The following is a 19,771-nucleotide window of genomic DNA, read 5'->3' on the forward strand; positions in this document are numbered from 1 at the left end:
CCGGCGTCCCCGGTCCAACATCAACTACCGCTGACCGTACCGCTGTCCACCCGCGGCCGTCTGCCCCTGTGGACAACCCCTGAAGCGACCTGTGGACAAACTCACGCCCGGACGCCGGACACCGCCCCGGACCTGGTCACACACCCACGACCTCTTCCATCTCCTCCTCCACCTCTTCCGTGGCCTCGCTCCGCGGCGCAGGCCCCGGCTCCGCCCCCGCCGGGCCCTCGCGCCGCTCCCCCGCAGCCGGGACCACTGCCGCCGGGACCGACGGCCCAGCCGCCGCAGTGGTCTTCCGCCTGCGCTCGGCCAGGCCGGCGAGTGCCATCAGCACCAGGCCCGCCACGAGCCAGAGGGCCAGCACCAGCACGTCGCGGCCGAGCCCGTGGCCGCCGAAGTAGACATGGCTGCGGACGCCCTCGACGAAGCCCGCCCCGTTCCAGAACGCATGCAGGGCGCCGAAGAAGCCGGGCTGCAGTTCGGGCCGGAAGATCCCGCCGGAGCTGGTGAAGTTCAGCATGACGAACAGCACCATGACGCCGAGGGTGGTCCAGCGCTTCAGGAAGGTGTGCAGTCCGACGCCGATCAGCAGGATGCCGGCGGCGTAGAGCCAGGCCATCGCCCACAGCCCGCCGAGTCCCTGGTCCACCAGGCCGAAGAGGGGTCCGGCGAAGACCACACCGATCGCGCTGACCACGAGCGACGCGCCCGCCGCCAGGGCCGCCCGGATCCTCAGCGGCAGCGCCGCGCCGGCGCCTCCGATCACGGCGACGGAGGCGTACGAACCGATGCTCACGGCCACCAGCAGGAAGAAAATCCCCTGCCCGGTCGGATCGCCGCCGGCGGTGGGGGCCGTGTCCGTCACCTTCAGCGGCGCCCCCTGGCCCGCCGCGACCTCGGTGAAGACCTTCTCCACCACGGTCGCGCTGGTGTCGGAGGACGCCGAGGCCACCAGCAGTTCGGGTCGGGTGCCGGGCACGTAGGCGCCGTAGCTGTCCTGGGTCCTGAGGTGGTCGACCGCGGCGGCGCGGTCGGCGACCGTACGGACGGTCAGGGCCCCGTCGCCCTTGTCCTGGAGGGTCTGCGCGAGTACCTGGGCGCTCGGCCCGGAACCGACCACGTCCACCCGCAGATCGTGCGGCTCGGGGGCGTGGAAGGCCCCGAGGTAGGCCAGCCCCATGCCGACGCACATGAGCAGCGGCGTGACGAGATGGCTGAGCACATGGCGCAGCGCGGCGGCGGTGGAGCCGGGCGCGGCGCTCGGGCCTGAGGACGACGACATCGGGAACGCTCCGGAGGATCGACAGATGGTTGGCTTTTACAACTCCCATTCCGTTGTACTATACAACTGAAAAGTCGAGGAAGGTGAACGCGTGCCAGGCACCCCGGAGGACCGCGAAGAGTCGCTGGACGTCATCCAGCGCGAGCTGACCGCGTTCGCGCGCCGGGCGCGCGCCGCCGCGGCCCGGCTCCATCCGGAGCTGCCCCTGGTCTCGTACACGCTGCTGGCACACATCGACGACCGGCACGGCTGCCGGGCCACGGACCTGGCCGCGCACTACATGCTGGACAAGTCCACGGTCAGCCGGCAGATCGGCACCCTGGAGAAGCTGGGCCTGGTCGAACGCCATCCGGACCCGGACGACCACCGCATCCAGGTGCTGCACCCCACCGAGGCCGGCACCCGGGCGCTCGCCTCGACCCAGGCCAGCCGCCGCGCCGCCTATCAGGAACGGCTCGCGGAGTGGACGGAGGACGACCTCGCGCGCTTCGCGGACTATCTGCTCCGGTACAACACCTCGGGCGGCCCGGACGGCCCGAACGACCCCGCCGCCTGAACCTCGCCCCGCGCCCCCGCGACGGTTCCTAGCAGCCGCCGATGCCGCTCTTCAGATGCGTCTCGGCCCAGCGGCCCAGCTCCTTGAGCGCGGGCTCCATGGCGGCGCCGGCCTCGGTCAGCCGGTACGAGACCCGCAGCGGCGGACCCTCGTCGACCTCGCGGACCACCAGTCCCGCCGCGCCCAACTCGGACAGCCGGTCCGAGAGCATCCGCTCGCTGATGCCGGGGATCGCCCGCCGCAGATCGGCGAAGTGCACCGGCTGCTGCATCAGCACGGAGACGATCGGCCCCGTCCAGCGCTTGCCGAACAGCTCGAAGACGCGGCTGATGCCGACATCCACCCGCCTGCACGCCTGCTCGCCGTGATCCGCCATGCCCCCAGGGTACTGCGTCGGCGTGCGGGACTTACTATTCGTAAGCCCCTATGTTATTACTAGGTGCATACGAAACTTCGGCTGCTTACATATCAGTCGCTCTGCTATCCCCATGGAGACCCTCATGGCCACGCTTCTGCACCTCGACTCCGCCGTGTTCCCCCAGGGTTCCGCGTCGCGCGAGGTCACTGCCGCCTTCGTCCAGACCTGGCGCGAGCAGCACCCGGACGGGGAGGTCGTCTACCGCGACCTGGCCGCCGACCCGCTGCCGCACCTGGACGCCGCGGCCGCCGCGGCAGGCGCCGAGCACCCGCTGCGCGCCGAACTCGCCGCCGAGCTGGCCGCCGCCGACGCGGTCCTGATCGGTGCCCCGATGTACAACTTCTCGATCCCCTCGACCCTGAAGGCCTGGCTCGACCACGTGATCGTCGTGGGCCTCAACGTGGGCCCCGACAGCCCGGTCGCCGGCACCCCGATCACCGTCGTCGCCAGCCGCGGCGGTTCGTACGCCGAGGGCACCCCGCGCGCGGACGCCGAATTCGTCCAGAACTACCTGGAGAAGCTGCTCACCTCGATGTTCGCCGCCGAGGTGGACTTCATCGTGCCGGAGCTCACGCTGGCCCACGTCAACCCGCAGATGGCCGAGCTGATCCCGCTGGCCGAGACCTCCAAGGCGAAGGCGCTGACCGACGCCGAGGACAAGGCCAAGGCGCTCGCCGCCAAGCTCGCCGCCTGATCCGGGCGCGGCCGAGGCCGCCCCGAGCGGCACGAAGGGGCCGGGGTCCATAGAACCCCGGCCCCTTCGGCACATCCGCAATCGGACGTTTCACGTGAAACGAACCACCCCCGGGCCGGGCGCACCGCCCCGGCCGCCCGCACGGGAGCAGCAACAACCGGAGCAGCAACAGAAGAAGCCCCGCAGACCGTGGGTCTGCGGGGCTTCTCTCTTGTGCGCGAGGGGGGATTTGAACCCCCACGTCCCTAAGGACACTGGCACCTGAAGCCAGCGCGTCTGCCGTTCCGCCACTCGCGCATGAGTGGTGTTTCCAGACCTTCGCTTGTTCTGCGATCGCCTGGCGACAAACGGAAGATTAGCACGCTGGGCAGGGTGGATTCACATCCGTTTGTTTCGAGGAACCCCGGGAGGGAACCGGGAACCCGGAGCGGCCGCCCCCCACTCCTCCTGAGTGCACCCGAGGTGCGGGACACTGTCAGGAGGCCGCCTCTACGATCCGTGTGAGGGGGGACACTCATCCGCAGTGCAGACAAGGGGAACCAGCCGATTTCCCGACGCGTGGATACGATCAGTAAGCAGTACAGGGACGACGACACCGGAGGAGGTGCCCCGTGGGAGTCATGAAGCGTTTCGAGCAGCGTCTCGAAGGTCTGGTCAACGGCACCTTCGCCAAGGTCTTCAAGTCCGAGGTCCAGCCGGTCGAGATCGCGGGCGCCCTCCAGCGGGAGTGCGACAACAACGCCACCATCTGGAACCGTGAGCGGACCGTCGTCCCCAACGACTTCATCGTCGAGCTGAGCGCCCCGGACTACGAGCGGCTGAGCCCGTACTCCGGCCAGTTGGGCGACGAACTCTCGGGCCTGGTCCGGGACTACGCCAAGCAGCAGCGGTACACCTTCATGGGGCCGATCAAGGTCCACCTGGAGAAGGCCGAGGACCTCGACACCGGTCTGTACCGGGTGCGCAGCCGCACCCTCGCGTCGAGTTCGTCACAGCAGGGCGCCCCCGGCCAGCCGTCGTTCCAGAACCCGCCGGGACCGGCCTCGCCGCCCGGCCGTCCGGCCCCGGGCCGCCACCAGGCGCCCGGCGGCTACGGCTACCCGCCCACCGCCGCACCGCCCATGCCCCCGGGACCGCCTCCGGGCGGCGGGCACGGCGGACCGGGCCACGACCGGCGCCCGCCGGCCCCCAGCCCCCAGCCCCACGCGCAGACGAGGCGCTGGATCGAGATCAACGGCACCCGCCATCAGATCTCCCGCCCGACGTTGGTGCTGGGTCGCAGCACCGACGCCGACGTGCGGATCGACGACCCCGGCGTCTCCCGCCGGCACTGTGAGATCCGGACCGGAACGCCCTCGACGATCCAGGATCTCGGGTCTACCAACGGCATCGTGGTAGACGGGCAGCACACCACCCGCGCTACGCTCCGCGACGGCTCGCGGATCGTCGTGGGCAGCACCACCATCGTTTACCGGCAAGCCGAAGGGTGAAGCGGGGGCAATGTCAGAGCTGACCCTGACGGTCATGCGGCTAGGTTTCCTGGCTGTTCTGTGGCTGTTCGTGATCGTGGCCGTGCAGGTCATTCGCAGCGATCTGTTCGGAACGCGCGTCACGCAGCGCGGCTCGCGCCGCACCGCGCCCGACGGACGGGCTCCACAGGCGCGCCAGAACGCCTCGGCGCCGCCCCAGCAGCGCCAGCAGCCGGGCCGCCAGCGCCGGGGGGCGCCGACCAAGCTGGTCGTGTCCGAGGGGACGCTCACCGGCACCACGGTGGCGCTCCAGGGCCAGACCATCACGCTCGGCCGCGCCCATGACTCAACGATCGTGCTGGACGACGACTACGCGTCCAGCAGGCATGCCAGGATCTACCCCGACCGTGACGGCCAGTGGATCGTCGAGGATCTCGGGTCCACCAACGGCACGTATCTGGACCGGACCCGCCTCACCACCCCCACGCCTGTTCCGCTGGGCGCGCCGATCCGGATCGGCAAGACCGTCATCGAGCTGCGGAAGTAGTACGACAATGAGCGAGCGGAGCGAGCGAGCCGCGGCGGTCCGGGCATCGGACCCGGCCAGGCTCCCGACCGGAGGGTGGGCAGTGTGGCTCGAGACCGGCTGTACCCCGAACCGACGGGTGAGGTGCGCATGAGCTTGTCCCTGCGCTTCGCCGCCGGATCGCACAAGGGCATGATCCGGGAGGGCAACGAGGACTCCGGCTACGCCGGCCCCCGTCTCCTGGCCATCGCCGACGGCATGGGCGGCCAGGCGGCCGGCGAGGTCGCCAGCTCCGAGGTGATCTCCACCCTCGTCCAGCTCGACGACGACGTGCCCGGCTCCGACATCCTGACCTCGCTCGGCACCGCCGCCCAGCAGGCCAACCACCAACTTCGCCTGATGGTCCAGGAGGACCCGCAGCTGGAGGGCATGGGCACCACGCTGACCGCGCTCCTGTGGACCGGCCAGCGCCTCGGACTCGTCCACGTCGGCGACTCGCGCGCCTATCTGCTGCGCGACGGCGTCCTGACCCAGATCACGCAGGACCACACCTGGGTCCAGCGGCTGGTCGACGAGGGCCGGATCACCGAGGAGGAGGCCACCACCCACCCGCAGCGCTCCCTGCTGATGCGCGCGGTGGGCACCAGCGACCACGTCGAACCCGATCTCTCCATCCGCGAGGTCCGGGCCGGCGACCGCTACCTGATCTGCTCCGACGGGCTCTCCGGCGTCGTCTCCCACCAGACCCTGGAGGAGACGCTCGCCAGCTACCAGGGCCCTCAGGAGACCATCCAGGAGCTGATCCAGCTCGCCCTGCGCGGCGGCGGCCCGGACAACATCACCTGCATCGTCGCCGACGTCCTGGACGTCGACAGCAACGACACCATGGCCGGGCAGCTCAACGACACCCCGGTCGTCGTCGGGGCCGTCGCGGAGAACCAGAGCTCGCAGCTGAACGACGGCGGCGCGATGCAGACGCCCGCCGGGCGCGCGGCCGGCCTCGGCCGTCCCGTCCCGCCGCCCGCGGGCAGCTTCGGCCCTCCCGGCAGCGGTGACGACACGGGCTACGGCGCCATGCCGAACGGTTCCTTCGACGCCTACACCGACGACGACTTCGTGAAGCCCGGCGGCCGCAAGTGGCTCAAGCGCTCGCTGTACATCGCGCTCGCCCTGGCGGTCATCGGCGGCGGTGTCTACGGCGGCTACCGCTGGACCCAGACCCAGTTCTACGTCGGCACGAAGAACGACAACGTCGCGCTGTACCGGGGCATCAGCCAGGACCTGGCCTGGGTCTCCCTCTCGAAGGTCGAGACGGACCACCCCGAGATCGAACTCAAGTACCTACCGCCGTACCAGCGCAAGCAGGTGGAGGCCACGATCGCCGAGGGCAGCCTCGGCGAGGCCCGCGAGAAGATCACCGAACTCGCGGCCCAGGCCGGCGCGTGCAAGAAGGACGCGGAGCGTCGCGCGGCCGAGAAGAACGCCCCCAGCGACGAGGGCCAGGCCGCCGGTACCGACACGGACGCCACCAAGACGGACGCGACCAAGGCCGACGGCGACGGGAAGTCCTCGTCGGGCGGCACCAAGAGCAAGCAGACGTCCACGACTCCCACTCCCGGTCCCAGCCTCTCGGAGGAAGAGAAGAAGCTGGTCCCGCAGTGCGGTAAGCAGTAAAGCCGTAGGGGGCCTTCAGCACCATGAGCGTTGTCACCAACACGACCACGATCGGCGCGATCGACGCACCGAGCCGGCGCAACACCGAACTGATGATGATGGTCTTCGCCATCGCCATCTCGGTGTTCGCCTACGCCAACGTGGGACTCGCCATCGACGGCTCGCTGCCCTCCGGCATGTTCGGATACGGCCTCGGCCTGATCCTGCTCGGCGGCGTGGCCCACCTCGTGGTGCGCAAGTTCGCCCCGTACGCGGACCCGCTGTTCCTGCCGTTGGCCACGCTGCTCAACGGACTGGGGCTGGTGCTGATCTGGCGGCTGGACCAGTCGCAGCGGCTGATCGACCGGGCGGAGTACCTCTACGGGTCCTACAGCCCCGACGCCCCCAAGCAGCTGCTGTACTCCGCGATCGGTGTGGCCTTCTTCGTGGCCGTGCTGGTGATCCTCAAGGACCACCGCATCCTGCAGCGGTACACGTACATCTCCATGGCGGCGGCCCTGGTCCTGCTGGTCATCCCGATGTTCTTCCCCGCGGTGAACGGCGCGAAGATCTGGATCAGCCTCGGCCCCTTCTCCATCCAGCCGGGAGAGTTCGCCAAGATCCTCATCGCGGTGTTCTTCTCCGGCTACCTCATGGTCAAGCGCGACGCGCTGGCCCTGGCCAGCCGCCGCTTCATGGGGCTGTACCTGCCGCGTGGACGTGACCTCGGGCCGATCATCACCATCTGGGCCCTGTCGATCCTGGTCCTCGTCTTCGAGACCGACCTCGGTACGTCCCTGCTGTTCTTCGGCCTCTTCGTGATCATGCTGTACGTCGCCACCGAGCGGACCAGCTGGATCGTCTTCGGTCTGCTGATGTCGGCCGCCGGCGCGGTGGGTGTGGCCTCCTTCGAGCCCCATGTCCAGCAGCGGGTGAACGCCTGGCTGGACCCGTTCTCCAAGGCGACCATGGCGCAGAGCGACCAGATCGCCCAGTCCCTGATGTCCTTCGGTTCCGGCGGCACGCTCGGTACGGGCCTGGGCCAGGGGCATTCGGACCTGATCATGTTCGCCGCCAACGCGGACTTCATCCTGTCCACCGTCGGCGAGGAACTGGGACTGGCCGGGATGATGGCCGTGCTGCTGATCTACGGCCTGATCGTCGAGCGCGGCATCCGCACGGCCCTCGCGGCCCGCGACCCCTTCGGCAAGCTGATGGCGGTCGGCCTCTCCGGCGCGTTCGCCATCCAGGTCTTCGTGGTCGCCGGCGGTGTCATGGGCCTCATCCCGCTGAGCGGTATGACCATGCCGTTCCTCGCGTACGGCGGTTCGTCCGTTCTCGCCAACTGGGCGCTGATCGCCATCCTGATCCGGATCAGCGACACGGCCCGCCGCCCCGCGCCCGCGCCCGCACCCACGTCCGACGCCGAGATGACCCAGGTGGTCCGCCCGTGAACAAGCCCCTGCGCCGGATCGCGATCTTCTGCGGCCTCCTCGTCCTGGCCCTGCTCATCCGCACCAACTACCTCCAGTACGTGAAGGCGGACGAGCTCAACACCCGCGACGAGAACCGCCGCGTCCGCATCGAGCGGTACGCCCACGAGCGCGGCAACATCATCGTGGACGGCGGGAAGGCGGTCACCGGCTCGGTCGAGACCAAGAGCGGCGACTTCAGGTACAAGCGCGTCTGGGAGAACGGCCCCATGTGGGCCCCCGTCACCGGCTACTCCTCGCAGGCCTTCGGCGCCACGCAGTTGGAGAACCTTGAGGACGGCATCCTCACCGGCAACGACGACCAGCTGTTCTTCGACCGTACGAAGGGCATGTTCACCGGCAAGGAGAAGCAGGGCGGCAACGTCGTCACCACGCTGGTGAGCGCCGCCCAGAAGGCCGCCTTCGAGGGCCTCGGCAACAAGAAGGGCGCCGTCGCCGCGCTCGACCCGCAGACCGGCGCCATCCTGGCGCTGGCCAGCACCCCCTCGTACGACCCCTCGACCTTCGCGGGCAACACCGACGCCGACACCAAGGCCTGGCAGAAGCTCGGCAAGGACCCGGACAAGCCGATGCTCAACCGGGCGCTGCGCGAGACGTACCCGCCCGGTTCGACGTTCAAGGTCGTCACCGCCGCGGCGGCCCTGGAGAACGGGCTGTACACGGACATCGACGCGGCCACCAAGTCGCCGCTGCCGTGGCGGCTGCCGCTGACCACCGGCAACCTGGAGAACGAGGGCAGCATCCCCTGCGAGAACGCCTCCCTGCGGGAAGCGCTGCGGATGTCCTGCAACACGGTCTTCGGCAAGATCAGCGACGACCTGGGCAACCAGAAGATGATCGACGAGGCCAACGAGTTCGGCTTCAACAAGGACGTCTTCACGCCGGTCCGGGCCACCGCGAGCATCTACCCCAAGGACAACCGGCCGCAGAACGCCATGGCCGGCATCGGCCAGGCGTCCAACCGCGCCACACCGCTCCAGATGGCCATGGTCGCCGCGGCCGTCGCCAACGACGGCAAGCTGATGCAGCCGTACATGGTCGCCGAGCGGCAGACGCCCGGCCTGGACGCGATCTACACCCACGAGAAGGAGCAGCTGAGCCAGCCGCTCTCGGGGGAGAACGCGCAGAAGCTCCAGCAGATGATGGAGACGGTCGTCGAGAAGGGCACCGGCCAGAACGCCCGGATCAGGGGCGTCACGGTCGGCGGCAAGACCGGTACCGCCCAGCACGGCCTGAACAACAGCGAGAAGCCGTACGCCTGGTTCATCTCGTACGCGAAGACGGACAACGGCTCCCCGGTGGCGGTCGCCGTGGTCGTCGAGGACAGCGACGCGACCCGTGACGACGTCTCCGGTGGCGGTCTCGCCGCCCCGATCGCGAAGTCGGTCATGCAGGCGGTCCTCGACGGGAAGAAGTGAGGCCGCTCACACCGGGCTCCATTCCCGCACCTTGGATACCGGTCGGATATCAGGTATTGCCTGCGGGCTGATCACGTAGTGCGCGGCCGGTAGCGTATGCGCGGACAGCACACCGCCGGACCGCACACCGGTGCGGTCAGGACTGACGGAGAGGGCTGGAACAGTTATGGAAGAGCCGCGTCGCCTCGGCGGCCGGTACGAGCTGGGCTCGGTGCTCGGCCGTGGTGGCATGGCCGAGGTCTACCTCGCCCACGACACCCGGCTCGGCCGCACCGTGGCTGTGAAGACGCTGCGGGCGGATCTCGCCCGCGACCCGTCCTTCCAGGCCCGGTTCCGCCGTGAGGCCCAGTCCGCCGCCTCGCTCAACCATCCGGCGATCGTCGCGGTCTACGACACGGGTGAGGACTACGTCGACGGGGTCTCCATCCCGTACATCGTCATGGAGTACGTCGACGGCTCGACGCTCCGTGAGCTGCTTCACTCGGGCCGCAAGCTGCTGCCCGAGCGCACGCTGGAGATGACCGTCGGCATCCTCCAGGCGCTGGAGTACTCGCACCGCGCGGGCATCGTCCACCGTGACATCAAGCCGGCCAACGTCATGCTGACGCGCACCGGCCAGGTCAAGGTCATGGACTTCGGCATCGCCCGCGCGATGGGCGACTCCGGCATGACGATGACCCAGACCGCGGCCGTCATCGGCACCGCCCAGTACCTCTCCCCGGAGCAGGCCAAGGGCGAGCAGGTCGACGCGCGGTCCGACCTGTACTCGACCGGCTGCCTGCTCTACGAGCTGCTCACGGTCCGGCCGCCGTTCGTCGGGGACTCCCCGGTCGCGGTGGCCTACCAGCACGTACGGGAGGAACCGCAGCCGCCGAGCACCTTCGACCCCGAGATCACGCCCGAGATGGACGCGATCGTGCTGAAGGCGCTCACCAAGGACCCGGACTACCGCTACCAGTCGGCCGACGAGATGCGCGCCGACATCGAGGCCTGCCTCGACGGCCAGCCGGTCGCCGCGGCCGCGGCGATGGGCGCGGCCGGCTACGGCGGGTACGGCGGCTACGACAACGACCAGCCCACCACCGCCCTGCGGGCCGCGGACCAGAACGGCGCCCAGACGTCGATGCTGCCGCCGGTCAACCCGGACGACGGCGGCTACGGCTACGACGACCGCCCCGACCGCCGCCGCCAGAAGAAGGGCAACACCTCGACGATCCTGCTGATCGTGGCGGGCATCCTGGTGCTGGTCGGCGCGATCCTGATCGGCAAGGCGGTCTTCGGCGGCGACGGCGACAGCGGGGACGGCACCTTCAACGCGCCGAACATGATCGGTTCGACCGTCAAGGAAGCCAGGCAGCTCGCCGACAACACCAACACGGTCCTCAAGGAAGGGCCGAAGGAGGAGTGCAAGGATCAGCCCGCGGGCAAGATCTGCCGCCAGACTCCGACCAAGGAGGAGAAGGTCACGGAGGGCGACACCATCACGGTGTTCGTCTCCAGCGGGGCGCCGAAGATCGAGGTGCCCGACGTCACGGAGAAGTCCAAGGACAACGCCCGCCAGATCCTGGAGGACAAGGGCTTCACCGTCACCTTCACCTCGGTCGAGTCCTCCGACGCCGAGCCCGGCACGGTCCTCGACCAGTCGCCGAAGGGCAACTCCAAGGCCGAGAAGAACTCCGAGGTGAAGCTCTCGGTAGCGACGGAGAAGCTGCTTCTGGTACCCGACGTGAGTGGTCGCAGCTACGACGAAGCGGTCGCCCAGCTCAACGGCAACGGCTTCACCAACATCGGCCAGAGCCAGGTCGACTCCGAGAAGCCGGCGGGCGAGGTCGTCGGGCAGACCCCGGAGGCCAACACGAAGGGCGGCAAGGACACCGCGATCATCCTCAAGGTGTCCAAGGGCCCGGCTCAGCCAGCGACGCAGGCTGTTCCGCAAGTGGTGAGCAATAAGCTGTCCGAGGCCAAGCAGAAGCTGATGGACGCGGGCTTCACCCAGATCCAGTTCACCCCGAACAGCCCGCAGGACGACAACGCGCGCGTCATCGCCATCGACCCGCAGCCCGGCACCCAGGCCGACCCGGCCACCACGGTCATCACGCTGACGACCATGGGCGGGAACGGTAATCCGTTCGGCGGCGGGGACGGCTAGGCACACTCGCCACAGCACAGGGCCCCGGTCACCTCAGCTGAGGTGACCGGGGCCCTGTGCGTGCCGTCCGTACGCCGTCGGACTCAGCGCAGCTCCGCCGGCTTCGTGCGGTCGCGGTCGACCTTCTCCGTGCGGACCAGCTCGCCCCAGACGATGTAGCGGTACTTGGAGGTGAAGACGGGGGTGCAGGTCGTCAGGGTGATGTAGCGGCCGGCCTTCTTGGCGCCGGAGCCCTTGGGGACGGGCTGGAGGACGTCGACGTTGTACTTGGACGTCTCGGGCAGCTCGTTGAAGACCTTGTAGATGTACCAGGTGTCCTTGGTCTCGAAGACGATCGCGTCTCCGGTGCGCACCTTGTCGATGTTGTGGAACTTCGCTCCGTGGCCGTCGCGGTGGGCGGCGAGGGTGAAGTTGCCCTCCTTGTCGGAGGGGAGGGCCGATTTCACCGGTTCGGTGTAGTAGCCGGCGATGCCGTCGTTGAGGTTGTCGGTGTCGGTGCCCTTCTTGACGAGCACCTCGCCGTTCTTCATCGAGGGGACGTGGAGGAAGCCGATGCCGTCCTTGGTGTCCAGGGCGCCCGGTCCGCCGGCCCAGCGGTCGCGGACGGTGTCGCCCTGTTTGGTGGCCTCGCGGTCGGCGAGCACGTTCGTCCACCACAGGGAGTAGACGACGAACAGACCGAGCACGAGACCTGCGGTGATCAGGAGTTCGCCGAAGACGCTGACGGCGGTCGCGACGGGATGGCGGCCCCTGGGGCGCACCGGCGGCGCGGACTCCTCGGTCCGCTCTTGGTCCTCGGTCCTCGCTGCCACCGCACCGTCCCTGTCGTGATGTCGTTCGGCCCGCTCAGTCCACGAGCGCGTCGGGCTTTCCCTTGCTGCGCGGCCGTTCGTCGACCATCTTGCCCCAGACGATCAAACGGTACGTACTCGTGAATTCGGGCGTACAGGTCGTCAGGGTGATGTACCGGCCCGGCTTCTTGAACCCCGACTGCGGCGGCACCGGTGCGATGACCGAGACGTTGGACGGCGAGGTCTGGGAGAGGGCGCTCGTCATCTCGTACGTGTAGTAGGCGTCCTGTGTCTCGACGACGACCTGGTCGCCGGCGTGGAGCCGGTTGATGTAGCGGAAGGGCTCGCCGTGCGTGTTCCGGTGGCCGGCCAGGGCGAAGTTGCCCTGCTTGTCCGACGGCATCGCGGTGTTCAGCGGCTTCTCGCTGTAGTGGCCGACCATGCCCCGGTCGAGGACCTTCTCCTTGCTGATGCCCTCGGCGATCGGTGTGACGACGTCGAGCTTCGGGATGTGGATGATGGCGAAGCCCTGGCCGGGCGCGAACACCCCGGGGTTCCGTTTGCCCTTGGCCCAGTCGTCCTGGATCTTGTGGGTCTCCTTGCCGGCGATCTGGTCGGCGCGGACGTTGGTCCACCACAGCTGGTACGTGACGAAGAGCAGCATCAGGACGCCCAGGGTGATGAACAGCTCCCCGACCACCCGGCTGGCCACGACCGCGGGGCTGTCCTTGGCCGCCTTGGCCGCTCTGCGCGCCTCGACGCGGGTCAGGGGCCGGTCGGGCGTGTCCCGGCCGCCACCCGGGCCCGCCGCCGGACGGCCGTCGTCCTTCCTCCGGCCCCGGGCCTTCGCCGCGCGGCGCCGCTCGGCCCGGCCGCCGGTGGGCGCCTCCGGCGGCTCGGCGGGCTCCTCCGCCGCGTCCTCCGCTCCGTCCGCCCCCGGCTCGGAGCGCGGGCCGGGCACCACCACCGGCAGGACCTCCGTGGCCCCCTGGTCGACGACGGGCGCGCGCCGGGGGTCGGCCCTCCGCAGGGCCACGGTCTCGTCGTGCCGGCCGGGCATCCGCGGCACCGGGGCGGGCTCGTGCGGGGCAGGGCCGGACTCGTGGGGCACCGGGGCGGGCTCGTGCGGCACGGGGGCCGGGAAAGGGGTGGCCGGCGCGGCAGGGGCGGACGGAACGGGGGCGGCGGCGGGCGCGGGCTCCGGGGGAGCGCCCCGGTAAGGCCCCTGCGCGGGCCCCTGAGAGCCGTACCAGTCCCGTTCGAACCCTTCGGGGTCGTACCACTCGCGCGGGGTCTCCTGGGCCGTCTGCGGCCCGTGGGAGGGCTGGGGTGAGGCCGTCGCGGGAGGAGGCCCGGCCGTGGTGTCGGCACCGGCCTGCGGGGCCGTGCGGCGGCCGGGGGTGTTGCCCGTCCGGAACCACGGCGAGGCGTGCTCCCCCGGCAGCGGATCGTTCAGCGGATCCCTCAGCTGGTCGACCGCCGCCTCGAACGCACCGGCGGCCTCGTACGCACCCGCCTCGTGCGGGTCGTCAGGTCCGGGGTCTCGTCCGTGGCGGGGTGGGGTCACGCGACGGCCTTGCCCACCACCGGCGCGAGCCCCGCCGACCTCTCGACGGCGCCGGTGTCACCGCACCGGACGAGCCAGTTGGCCAGCATCCGGTGGCCGTGCTCGGTGAGCACCGACTCCGGATGGAACTGCACCCCTTCGACCTCCAGCTCCCGGTGGCGCAGCCCCATGATGATGCCGTCGGCCGTCCGAGCGGTGACCTCCAGCTCGTCCGGAACCGTGTCCGGTTCGGCGGCCAGCGAGTGGTAGCGCGTCGCGGTGAACGGCGAGGGCAGGCCGGTGAACACACCGCCGCCGTCGTGGAGCACCGGCGAGGTCTTGCCGTGCAGCAGCTCGGGGGCGCGGTCCACGACCCCGCCGTACGCCACCGCCATCGACTGCATGCCCAGGCAGACGCCGAAGACCGGGACGCCGGTCGCCGCGCAGTGGCGGACCATGTCGACGCAGACGCCGGCCTCCTCGGGCGTGCCGGGGCCGGGCGAGAGCAGGACGCCGTCGAAACCGTCCTGGGCGTGGGCCGTGGTGACCTCGTCGTTGCGCAGGACCTCGCACTCCGCGCCCAGTTGGTAGAGGTACTGGACGAGGTTGAAGACGAAGCTGTCGTAGTTGTCGACGACCAGGATGCGGGCGCTCATCGCACGGCCCCCATCGCGTCGGTGCCGTCCACCGTCACATCACCGAACGGGAGCAGCGGCTCCGCCCACGGGAAGACGTACTGGAACAGCACATAGACGGCCGCGAGGACGAGCACGAGCGAAATCAGCCCGCGCACCCACGCGTTGCCCGGCAGATGCCGCCAGATCCAGCCGTACATGCTGACCCCTCCATTCGGTACGGGACCAGAGTAAGGGGCCGGGGCGCGGCCGGGGGTCAGCTGTGGAAAGCCGCCGGTCTGCCGTCGGTCACGGGCTGGGTCGCGTCCAGGTGGGCCCAGGCGATCAGCCGGTGGCTGCTGCCCCACTCGGGGTCGCAGGTGGTCAGGGTGAGGTAGCGGCCGGGGCCGTCGAAGCCGGACTTGCGGGGCACCGGGTCGATGACGCCGACGTCGCTGGGCACGGTGCGGTAGGGCCTGCGGTCGATCCGGTACGTGAACCAGGTCGTCCCGTCGGTCACCAGCACGGCGTCGCCGGGGCGGAGCCGGGGGAAGTCCTTGAAGGGGTCGCCGTAGGTGCGCCGGTGCCCCGCGACCGCGAAGTTGCCCGTCTCGCCGGGCCCGGCGGTCCCCCGGTAGTGGCCGAGCCCCTTCTGCAGGGTCTTCACCTCGGTGTTCTCCAGGACCGGCCACTCCCAGCTCTTTCCGAGGCGGGGGATGTAGAGCATCGCGAACGGCTTTCCGTCACGGTAGGTCCGGGGCGGCGGGGCGGACCGCGACGGCTCCGGGGCGGGGGCGGCCACCGCGCCCCGGGCCCACTGGTCCTGGAGGTCGTCGATCTGGTGCTCGGTCGCGCCCGCCGCCTTCACTCCCGTCCAGAACAGGACGTACACCACGAAGAGGATGATCAGGGCACCGATCGTGATGCACAGTTCGCTGAACGTCCTGACGACCAGTCGCACCGACACCGGGCGGCCTCCCCGCAGCGCTCGCTACTTCACCGGCTCCGCATAGTGGAGATCCACTGTGCCCGAGTAGCCGGGAAGAGTCACCGCCTCGCGCCGGTCCACTTTCCAGCCGAGTCCGTACGCCTTCACGTAGAGGAGGTAGTTCTGGATCGCCGGGGAGGCGTCGAGGGCGCTCTCCAGCTTCCCGGGGTCGCCGACGGCGGTGATCTTGTACGGCGGCGAGTAGACGCGGCCCTGGAGGATCAGGGTGTTGCCGACGCAGCGCACGGCGCTGGTCGAGATCAGCCGCTGGTCCATGACCTCGATACCGCTGGCGCCGCCCTTCCACAGGGCGTTGACGACGGCCTGGAGGTCCTGCTGGTGGATGACCAGGTCGTTGGGCTGCGGATCGGGGTAGCCGGGGCTGGCGGTGGCGTTCGGCGGGGCGTCGTTCAGGGTCACGGATACGGCCCGGCCGGACAGCTTCGTGGTACCGGCGGCCCGCTCCAGGGCCTTGAGGCGGGCGTCCTCCGCCTCCGTGCTGCCGTCGTCGCGCCGGACGAGGGCGTCGATGTCGTCGCGCACGGCGGTCACGGACTCGTCCAGGCCGGCGTTCTTCTCGCTGCGCTGCTGAATCAGGTCGGAGAGCTTCAGCAGCGAGGAGTCCGTACGGATATTGGTGCCCTTGGCGGTATTGGCGCTGGTCACAAAGATGAGGCCGGCCAGGGCGAAAACGGCAGCCGTGAGCACTTTGGCCGGATGCCGGAAGGAGCGCCGGACCGGCCCTGGGGGAGAGTCGGCAGAATTGCTCAACGTACCCTTATCTCCTTCGGAGCCACGGAAGCACTACGCTAACGGACGCCCGGGGGAGGCAGCATTCCCCCTCGCGCCCCGCACCGGCGCCAGCCACAGATCCCTGCGCGGTCACGCAGCGCATCGACAGGAGAGTTCCTCGTGCCGAAGTCACGTATCCGCAAGAAGGCCGACTTCACGCCCCCGCCGGCGAAGCAGGCGACCAACATAAAGCTGACCAACAGCAGCTGGGTCGCGCCCGTCATGCTGGGGCTCTTCCTCATCGGTCTGGCCTGGATCGTCGTGTTCTACGTGACCGACGGCGACCTCCCGGTCCCGTCCCTGGGGAACTGGAACATCGTCGTCGGCTTCGGCTTCATCGCCGGCGGCTTCGGCGTCTCCACCCAGTGGAAGTAGCTCCGGCCGCCTCACAGGACTCGTAGGACCACGGCGGGCACACGGTCCGCAACCCCTGCCCTGAGTTACCCACAGCGTTATCCACAGGCGGGGGAAAAGGTCAGACGATCTGTGGATAACTCCTCGGCCGTTGACGCCGGTGTGACTGCAACCGCCCCTTGAGGGGACGGTACGCCCCTTGTCTCTGCGGGAAAATCCCAGCTCAGAGGCGAGGGGCGCAGTTGTGCCCCCAGAATGCACAAGATCCCGCGCAAGCTGTGGACAACTTCGATCAGAAACGATCCACAGCGGCTGCCGAGGACCGGGGCGGGTGTCAGGTCAGGGCGGCCGAGCGGGCGATCACGATGGCGACGACCGCCACCAGCACCGCGGCGCAGGTGGCGAACTGCACCAGGTTCCGCCGCTCCCTGGGGGCGTGCACCATGCCGAAGCCGATGAGCACCCCGGCGACCAGTCCGCCCACATGCGCCTGCCAGGCGATGCCGCCCCAGGGGTTGAAGGTGATGACCAGGTTGATCGCGAGGAGCGTGAAGACCGGGCGCATGTCGTACCTGAGCCGGCGCATCAGCACGACGGTGGCGCCCAGCAGCCCGAAGATCGCGCCCGAGGCGCCCAGCGACGGCTGGTTCTCCGCGGCGAGCCAGTAGGTCAGAGCGCCGCCCGCCAGCCCGGAGAGCAGATAGAGCGCGAGATAGCGGACCCGGCCGAGCACCGCCTCCAGAGGGCCGCCCAGCCACCAGAGCCCCAGCATGTTGAAGGCGATGTGCCACACCTCCTGGTGCAGGAACATCGACGCCACCAGGCGGTACCACTGGCCCTCGGCGATGCCCTCGGGCGGACCGCCGTAGTAGAAGTTGGCCCGGCCCAGCAGCACCAGGTCGTCGACCAGGGCGGTGCCCTTGGCCAGGACCAGGACGAACACGGCGACGTTGATCCCGAGCAGGATCTTGGTGACCAGCCGGGGATCGGCCGCGACCGTGCCGCCCGCGAGGGTGCGCGGGGTGGTGGCGGCCGGATGGTGTCCCGTACCGGAGCCCTGGCGGACGCAGTCCGGGCACTGGAAGCCGACCGAGGCGCTGACCATGCAGTCGGGGCAGATCGGACGGTCGCAGCGGGTGCAGCGCACCCCCGCCTCGCGGTCCGGGTGGCGGTAACAGCCGACCGGGCCGCCCACGGGCTGCGGCTCCTGGCCGGCCGGCGGCTGCTGGTCCATCGGTTCCCTCACGTCCCGGTCTCCTCGGCCTCGACACGGCGACGCGCACGGCACAGCCCCGCGCGTCCCCTTGTCATCAAGTACGGACGGGCGGGGCGGTTGGTTCCCGTACGGGGCGTCCGGAGCGTGACCGGGCGGTGACGGGATGCGATCATCGGGCGCGGACGCCCTCCGCCGGCCGGATCAGCCCTCGCGGGTCTCCACGACGACGGATTCGATGACCACGTCGTTCACCGGGCGGTCGGTGCGCGGGTTGGTCGCGGTGGCCGCGATCGCGTCGACGACCTTCTTGCTCGCGTCGTTGGTCACCTCGCCGAAGATGGTGTGCTTGCCGGTCAGCCAGGCGGTCGGCGAGACGGTGATGAAGAACTGCGAGCCGTTGGTGCCCGGACCGGCGTTGGCCATGGCCAGAAGGTACGGCTTGGTGAAGGCGAGGTCGGGGTGGAACTCGTCCTTGAACTCGTACCCCGGGCCGCCGGTGCCGTTGCCCAGCGGGTCACCACCCTGGATCATGAAACCGCTGATCACCCGGTGGAAGACGGTGCCGTCGTAGAGCCGGTCCGTGCTCTTCTGCCCGGTCGCCGGATGGGTCCACTCGCGCTCGCCGTTGGCGAGCTCGACGAAGTTCTTGACCGTCGTGGGCGCGTGGTTCGGCAGGAGCCGGATCTCGATGTCGCCCTGGTTGGTCTTCAAGGTGGCGTAAAGCTGCTCGGCCACGGTCTGCCTTCCGTAAGTCTGCTCTGACGTCCGTCGATCCTCGCATGGTCCGACCCCTCGGACGGTGGGCCGCGCGGTGCGGGTGCGCCCCCGCGCTCCGCTGCGCCCCCTGTTCACCTCCGCCCGCCCGCGGCTTCGCCGCCCGGCCCGCCACCGGACGGGTCGGGAGACACGGCCGCTGGAATGACCCGGATGCCCGTTCTGCGTGCCGCCCCGGCTCTCCGCAGGCATGATCTCGGAATGGGTGGAAAGGCGGAATACCACCCGCCACCAAGGAGGAGGATCCCGTGACCCGCATCGACAGCGTGCGCGCCGCAACCGACTCGGCGAGGGACAGCGTGCAGCACGCCGCGGTAGTGGTGGCGCCCTACGCCGACTCGGCCAAGGAGCAGGCCGCCCACTATGCGAACGAGGCCCGCGCACTGCTGGCACCCAGGGTGTCGAAGGCAGCGCAGCAGGCCCGCGTCCAGTACGACGCACACCTCGCCCCCCGGATCGAGCTGGCCCTGGCACACGTACCGCCCAAGGTCGACGAGGCCGCGCAGCGGGCGGCACTGCGCACCCGCCGGGCCGCCCGGAGCGCCGCGGACTACACCGTCCCGCGCGTCGAACACGCCGTCGCGGCGAGCCGGCCGGTCGCCGAGGAGGCCCAGGCCCGCAGCGTCGCGGCGCTGGCCGCCCTGCGCGGGCAGGTCTCGGCCGAGGAGATCAGGAAGCTGAGCCGCAAGCGCGAGCGGCGGGCCCGGTGCGGCCGGGCCTTCAAGGGGCTCGCCGTGGCAGGCGTCCTGGCCGGTGTCGCCTACGCCGCCTGGCGGTGGTGGGACAAGCAGGCCAACCCCGACTGGCTGGTCGAGCCCCCCGCCCCCACCGAGGTCGACGACCGCGCCCCGCTGACCTCGGTCGACGACGACGGCGAGCCGATCCTGGACCCGGAGGTCCAGGCCAAGCAGGCCGACGCGGAGGCGGACGGCACGGACGGCACCGGGGGCGAGGACGAGAACGGCCGCCCCTGAGCAGCCGTCACCGCGCCGGATGACGCACGGGCGCCGGAGGACCGACAGGGTCCGCCGGCGCCCG

The 19,771-nt window shown here is 70.1% G+C and carries 20 protein-coding genes and 1 tRNA gene; 10 read left to right on the forward strand and 11 right to left on the reverse strand.

The genetic code is table 11. The features are described 5' to 3' along the window. Nucleotides 1-136 precede the first annotated feature (136 nt). A complete protein-coding gene (locus ACFVDM_RS01225; RefSeq protein WP_383631259.1) occupies nt 137-1,282 on the reverse strand; it encodes a hypothetical protein in 1,146 nt (381 codons plus the stop codon). Between the two features lie 91 nt (nt 1,283-1,373). Between ACFVDM_RS01225 and ACFVDM_RS01230 the strand changes: the two genes are divergently transcribed. Then, nucleotides 1,374-1,838, forward strand: coding sequence for a MarR family winged helix-turn-helix transcriptional regulator (locus tag ACFVDM_RS01230; protein ID WP_383631262.1), 465 nt, complete (start codon nt 1,374-1,376; stop codon nt 1,836-1,838). A 28-nt stretch (nt 1,839-1,866) separates the two neighbouring features. On the opposite strand, the gene ACFVDM_RS01235 is transcribed toward ACFVDM_RS01230, so the two are convergent. Continuing rightward, on the reverse strand, nt 1,867-2,214 hold the full coding sequence (locus ACFVDM_RS01235; RefSeq protein ID WP_383631265.1) for a winged helix-turn-helix transcriptional regulator: 348 nt from the start codon (nt 2,212-2,214) through the stop codon (nt 1,867-1,869). A gap of 124 nt (nt 2,215-2,338) precedes the next feature. On the opposite strand from ACFVDM_RS01235, the gene ACFVDM_RS01240 reads away from it, so the two are divergent. Then, a complete protein-coding gene (locus tag ACFVDM_RS01240; RefSeq protein WP_383631267.1) occupies nt 2,339-2,950 on the forward strand; it encodes an FMN-dependent NADH-azoreductase in 612 nt (203 codons plus the stop codon). 214 nt (nt 2,951-3,164) lie between these two features. Here the strand turns inward: ACFVDM_RS01240 and ACFVDM_RS01245 are convergent. Beyond that, nucleotides 3,165-3,247 (reverse strand) — tRNA-Leu (locus tag ACFVDM_RS01245). 314 nt (nt 3,248-3,561) lie between these two features. On the opposite strand from ACFVDM_RS01245, the gene ACFVDM_RS01250 reads away from it, so the two are divergent. The 6 genes from ACFVDM_RS01250 (at nt 3,562) to pknB (ending at nt 11,658) form a co-directional block, all read left to right on the forward strand. Then, nucleotides 3,562-4,440: an FhaA domain-containing protein gene (locus ACFVDM_RS01250; RefSeq protein WP_383631270.1), complete on the forward strand. Its 879-nt coding sequence runs from the start codon at nt 3,562-3,564 to the stop codon at nt 4,438-4,440. A 10-nt stretch (nt 4,441-4,450) separates the two neighbouring features. Beyond that, the gene (locus ACFVDM_RS01255; protein WP_383631274.1) at nt 4,451-4,966 is read left to right on the forward strand and encodes an FHA domain-containing protein; all 516 of its coding nucleotides are present in this window, start codon (nt 4,451-4,453) and stop codon (nt 4,964-4,966) included. 129 nt (nt 4,967-5,095) lie between these two features. Further along, on the forward strand, nt 5,096-6,619 hold the full coding sequence (locus ACFVDM_RS01260; RefSeq protein ID WP_383631277.1) for a Stp1/IreP family PP2C-type Ser/Thr phosphatase: 1,524 nt from the start codon (nt 5,096-5,098) through the stop codon (nt 6,617-6,619). Between the two features lie 23 nt (nt 6,620-6,642). After that, a complete protein-coding gene (locus ACFVDM_RS01265) occupies nt 6,643-8,052 on the forward strand; it encodes an FtsW/RodA/SpoVE family cell cycle protein (protein ID WP_383631280.1) in 1,410 nt (469 codons plus the stop codon). Continuing rightward, a complete protein-coding gene (locus tag ACFVDM_RS01270) occupies nt 8,049-9,509 on the forward strand; it encodes a penicillin-binding transpeptidase domain-containing protein (protein ID WP_383631283.1) in 1,461 nt (486 codons plus the stop codon). The genes ACFVDM_RS01265 and ACFVDM_RS01270 overlap by 4 nt, the downstream gene beginning before the upstream one ends. A gap of 166 nt (nt 9,510-9,675) precedes the next feature. Further along, nucleotides 9,676-11,658, forward strand: coding sequence for a Stk1 family PASTA domain-containing Ser/Thr kinase (pknB, locus tag ACFVDM_RS01275; protein ID WP_383631285.1), 1,983 nt, complete (start codon nt 9,676-9,678; stop codon nt 11,656-11,658). 83 nt (nt 11,659-11,741) lie between these two features. Here pknB and ACFVDM_RS01280 read toward each other — a convergent pair whose 3' ends face one another. From ACFVDM_RS01280 to ACFVDM_RS01305, 6 genes are read right to left on the reverse strand one after another with little or no spacing between them, the layout of a single operon-like run. After that, complete coding sequence (locus ACFVDM_RS01280; RefSeq protein WP_383631288.1) at nt 11,742-12,470, reverse strand: class E sortase; 729 nt, start codon at nt 12,468-12,470, stop codon at nt 11,742-11,744. A gap of 34 nt (nt 12,471-12,504) precedes the next feature. After that, a complete protein-coding gene (locus ACFVDM_RS01285) occupies nt 12,505-14,016 on the reverse strand; it encodes a class E sortase (protein ID WP_383631291.1) in 1,512 nt (503 codons plus the stop codon). Beyond that, nucleotides 14,013-14,651, reverse strand: a complete 639-nt coding sequence (locus tag ACFVDM_RS01290) for an aminodeoxychorismate/anthranilate synthase component II (RefSeq protein ID WP_383631294.1) — start codon at nt 14,649-14,651, stop codon at nt 14,013-14,015. The genes ACFVDM_RS01285 and ACFVDM_RS01290 overlap by 4 nt, the downstream gene beginning before the upstream one ends. Next, nucleotides 14,648-14,830, reverse strand: coding sequence for a hypothetical protein (locus ACFVDM_RS01295; protein WP_383631297.1), 183 nt, complete (start codon nt 14,828-14,830; stop codon nt 14,648-14,650). Before ACFVDM_RS01295 ends, ACFVDM_RS01290 begins: the two co-directional genes overlap by 4 nt. 56 nt (nt 14,831-14,886) lie before the next feature. Continuing rightward, entirely contained in the window at nt 14,887-15,576 is a 690-nt protein-coding gene (locus ACFVDM_RS01300) for a class E sortase (protein ID WP_383631300.1), read from the reverse strand. A 24-nt stretch (nt 15,577-15,600) separates the two neighbouring features. Next, nucleotides 15,601-16,368: a DUF881 domain-containing protein gene (locus ACFVDM_RS01305; RefSeq protein WP_383631304.1), complete on the reverse strand. Its 768-nt coding sequence runs from the start codon at nt 16,366-16,368 to the stop codon at nt 15,601-15,603. A gap of 141 nt (nt 16,369-16,509) precedes the next feature. Between ACFVDM_RS01305 and crgA the strand changes: the two genes are divergently transcribed. Further along, on the forward strand, nt 16,510-16,764 hold the full coding sequence (crgA, locus tag ACFVDM_RS01310; RefSeq protein ID WP_383631307.1) for a cell division protein CrgA: 255 nt from the start codon (nt 16,510-16,512) through the stop codon (nt 16,762-16,764). Nucleotides 16,765-17,077: 313 nt separating this feature from the next. Here crgA and ACFVDM_RS01315 read toward each other — a convergent pair whose 3' ends face one another. Next, nucleotides 17,078-17,977, reverse strand: a complete 900-nt coding sequence (locus tag ACFVDM_RS01315) for a rhomboid family intramembrane serine protease (RefSeq protein ID WP_383632127.1) — start codon at nt 17,975-17,977, stop codon at nt 17,078-17,080. Between the two features lie 183 nt (nt 17,978-18,160). Continuing rightward, complete coding sequence (locus ACFVDM_RS01320) at nt 18,161-18,694, reverse strand: peptidylprolyl isomerase (RefSeq protein WP_383631310.1); 534 nt, start codon at nt 18,692-18,694, stop codon at nt 18,161-18,163. A gap of 287 nt (nt 18,695-18,981) precedes the next feature. Between ACFVDM_RS01320 and ACFVDM_RS01325 the strand changes: the two genes are divergently transcribed. Next, nucleotides 18,982-19,707 (forward strand): DUF5324 family protein, encoded by a 726-nt coding sequence (locus ACFVDM_RS01325; RefSeq protein ID WP_383631313.1) that lies wholly within the window; start codon nt 18,982-18,984, stop codon nt 19,705-19,707. Nucleotides 19,708-19,771 lie beyond the last annotated feature (64 nt).

The sequence above is a fragment of the Streptomyces sp. NPDC057682 genome (assembly GCF_042799575.1).
Taxonomy (GTDB): Bacteria; Actinomycetota; Actinomycetes; order Streptomycetales; family Streptomycetaceae; genus Streptomyces.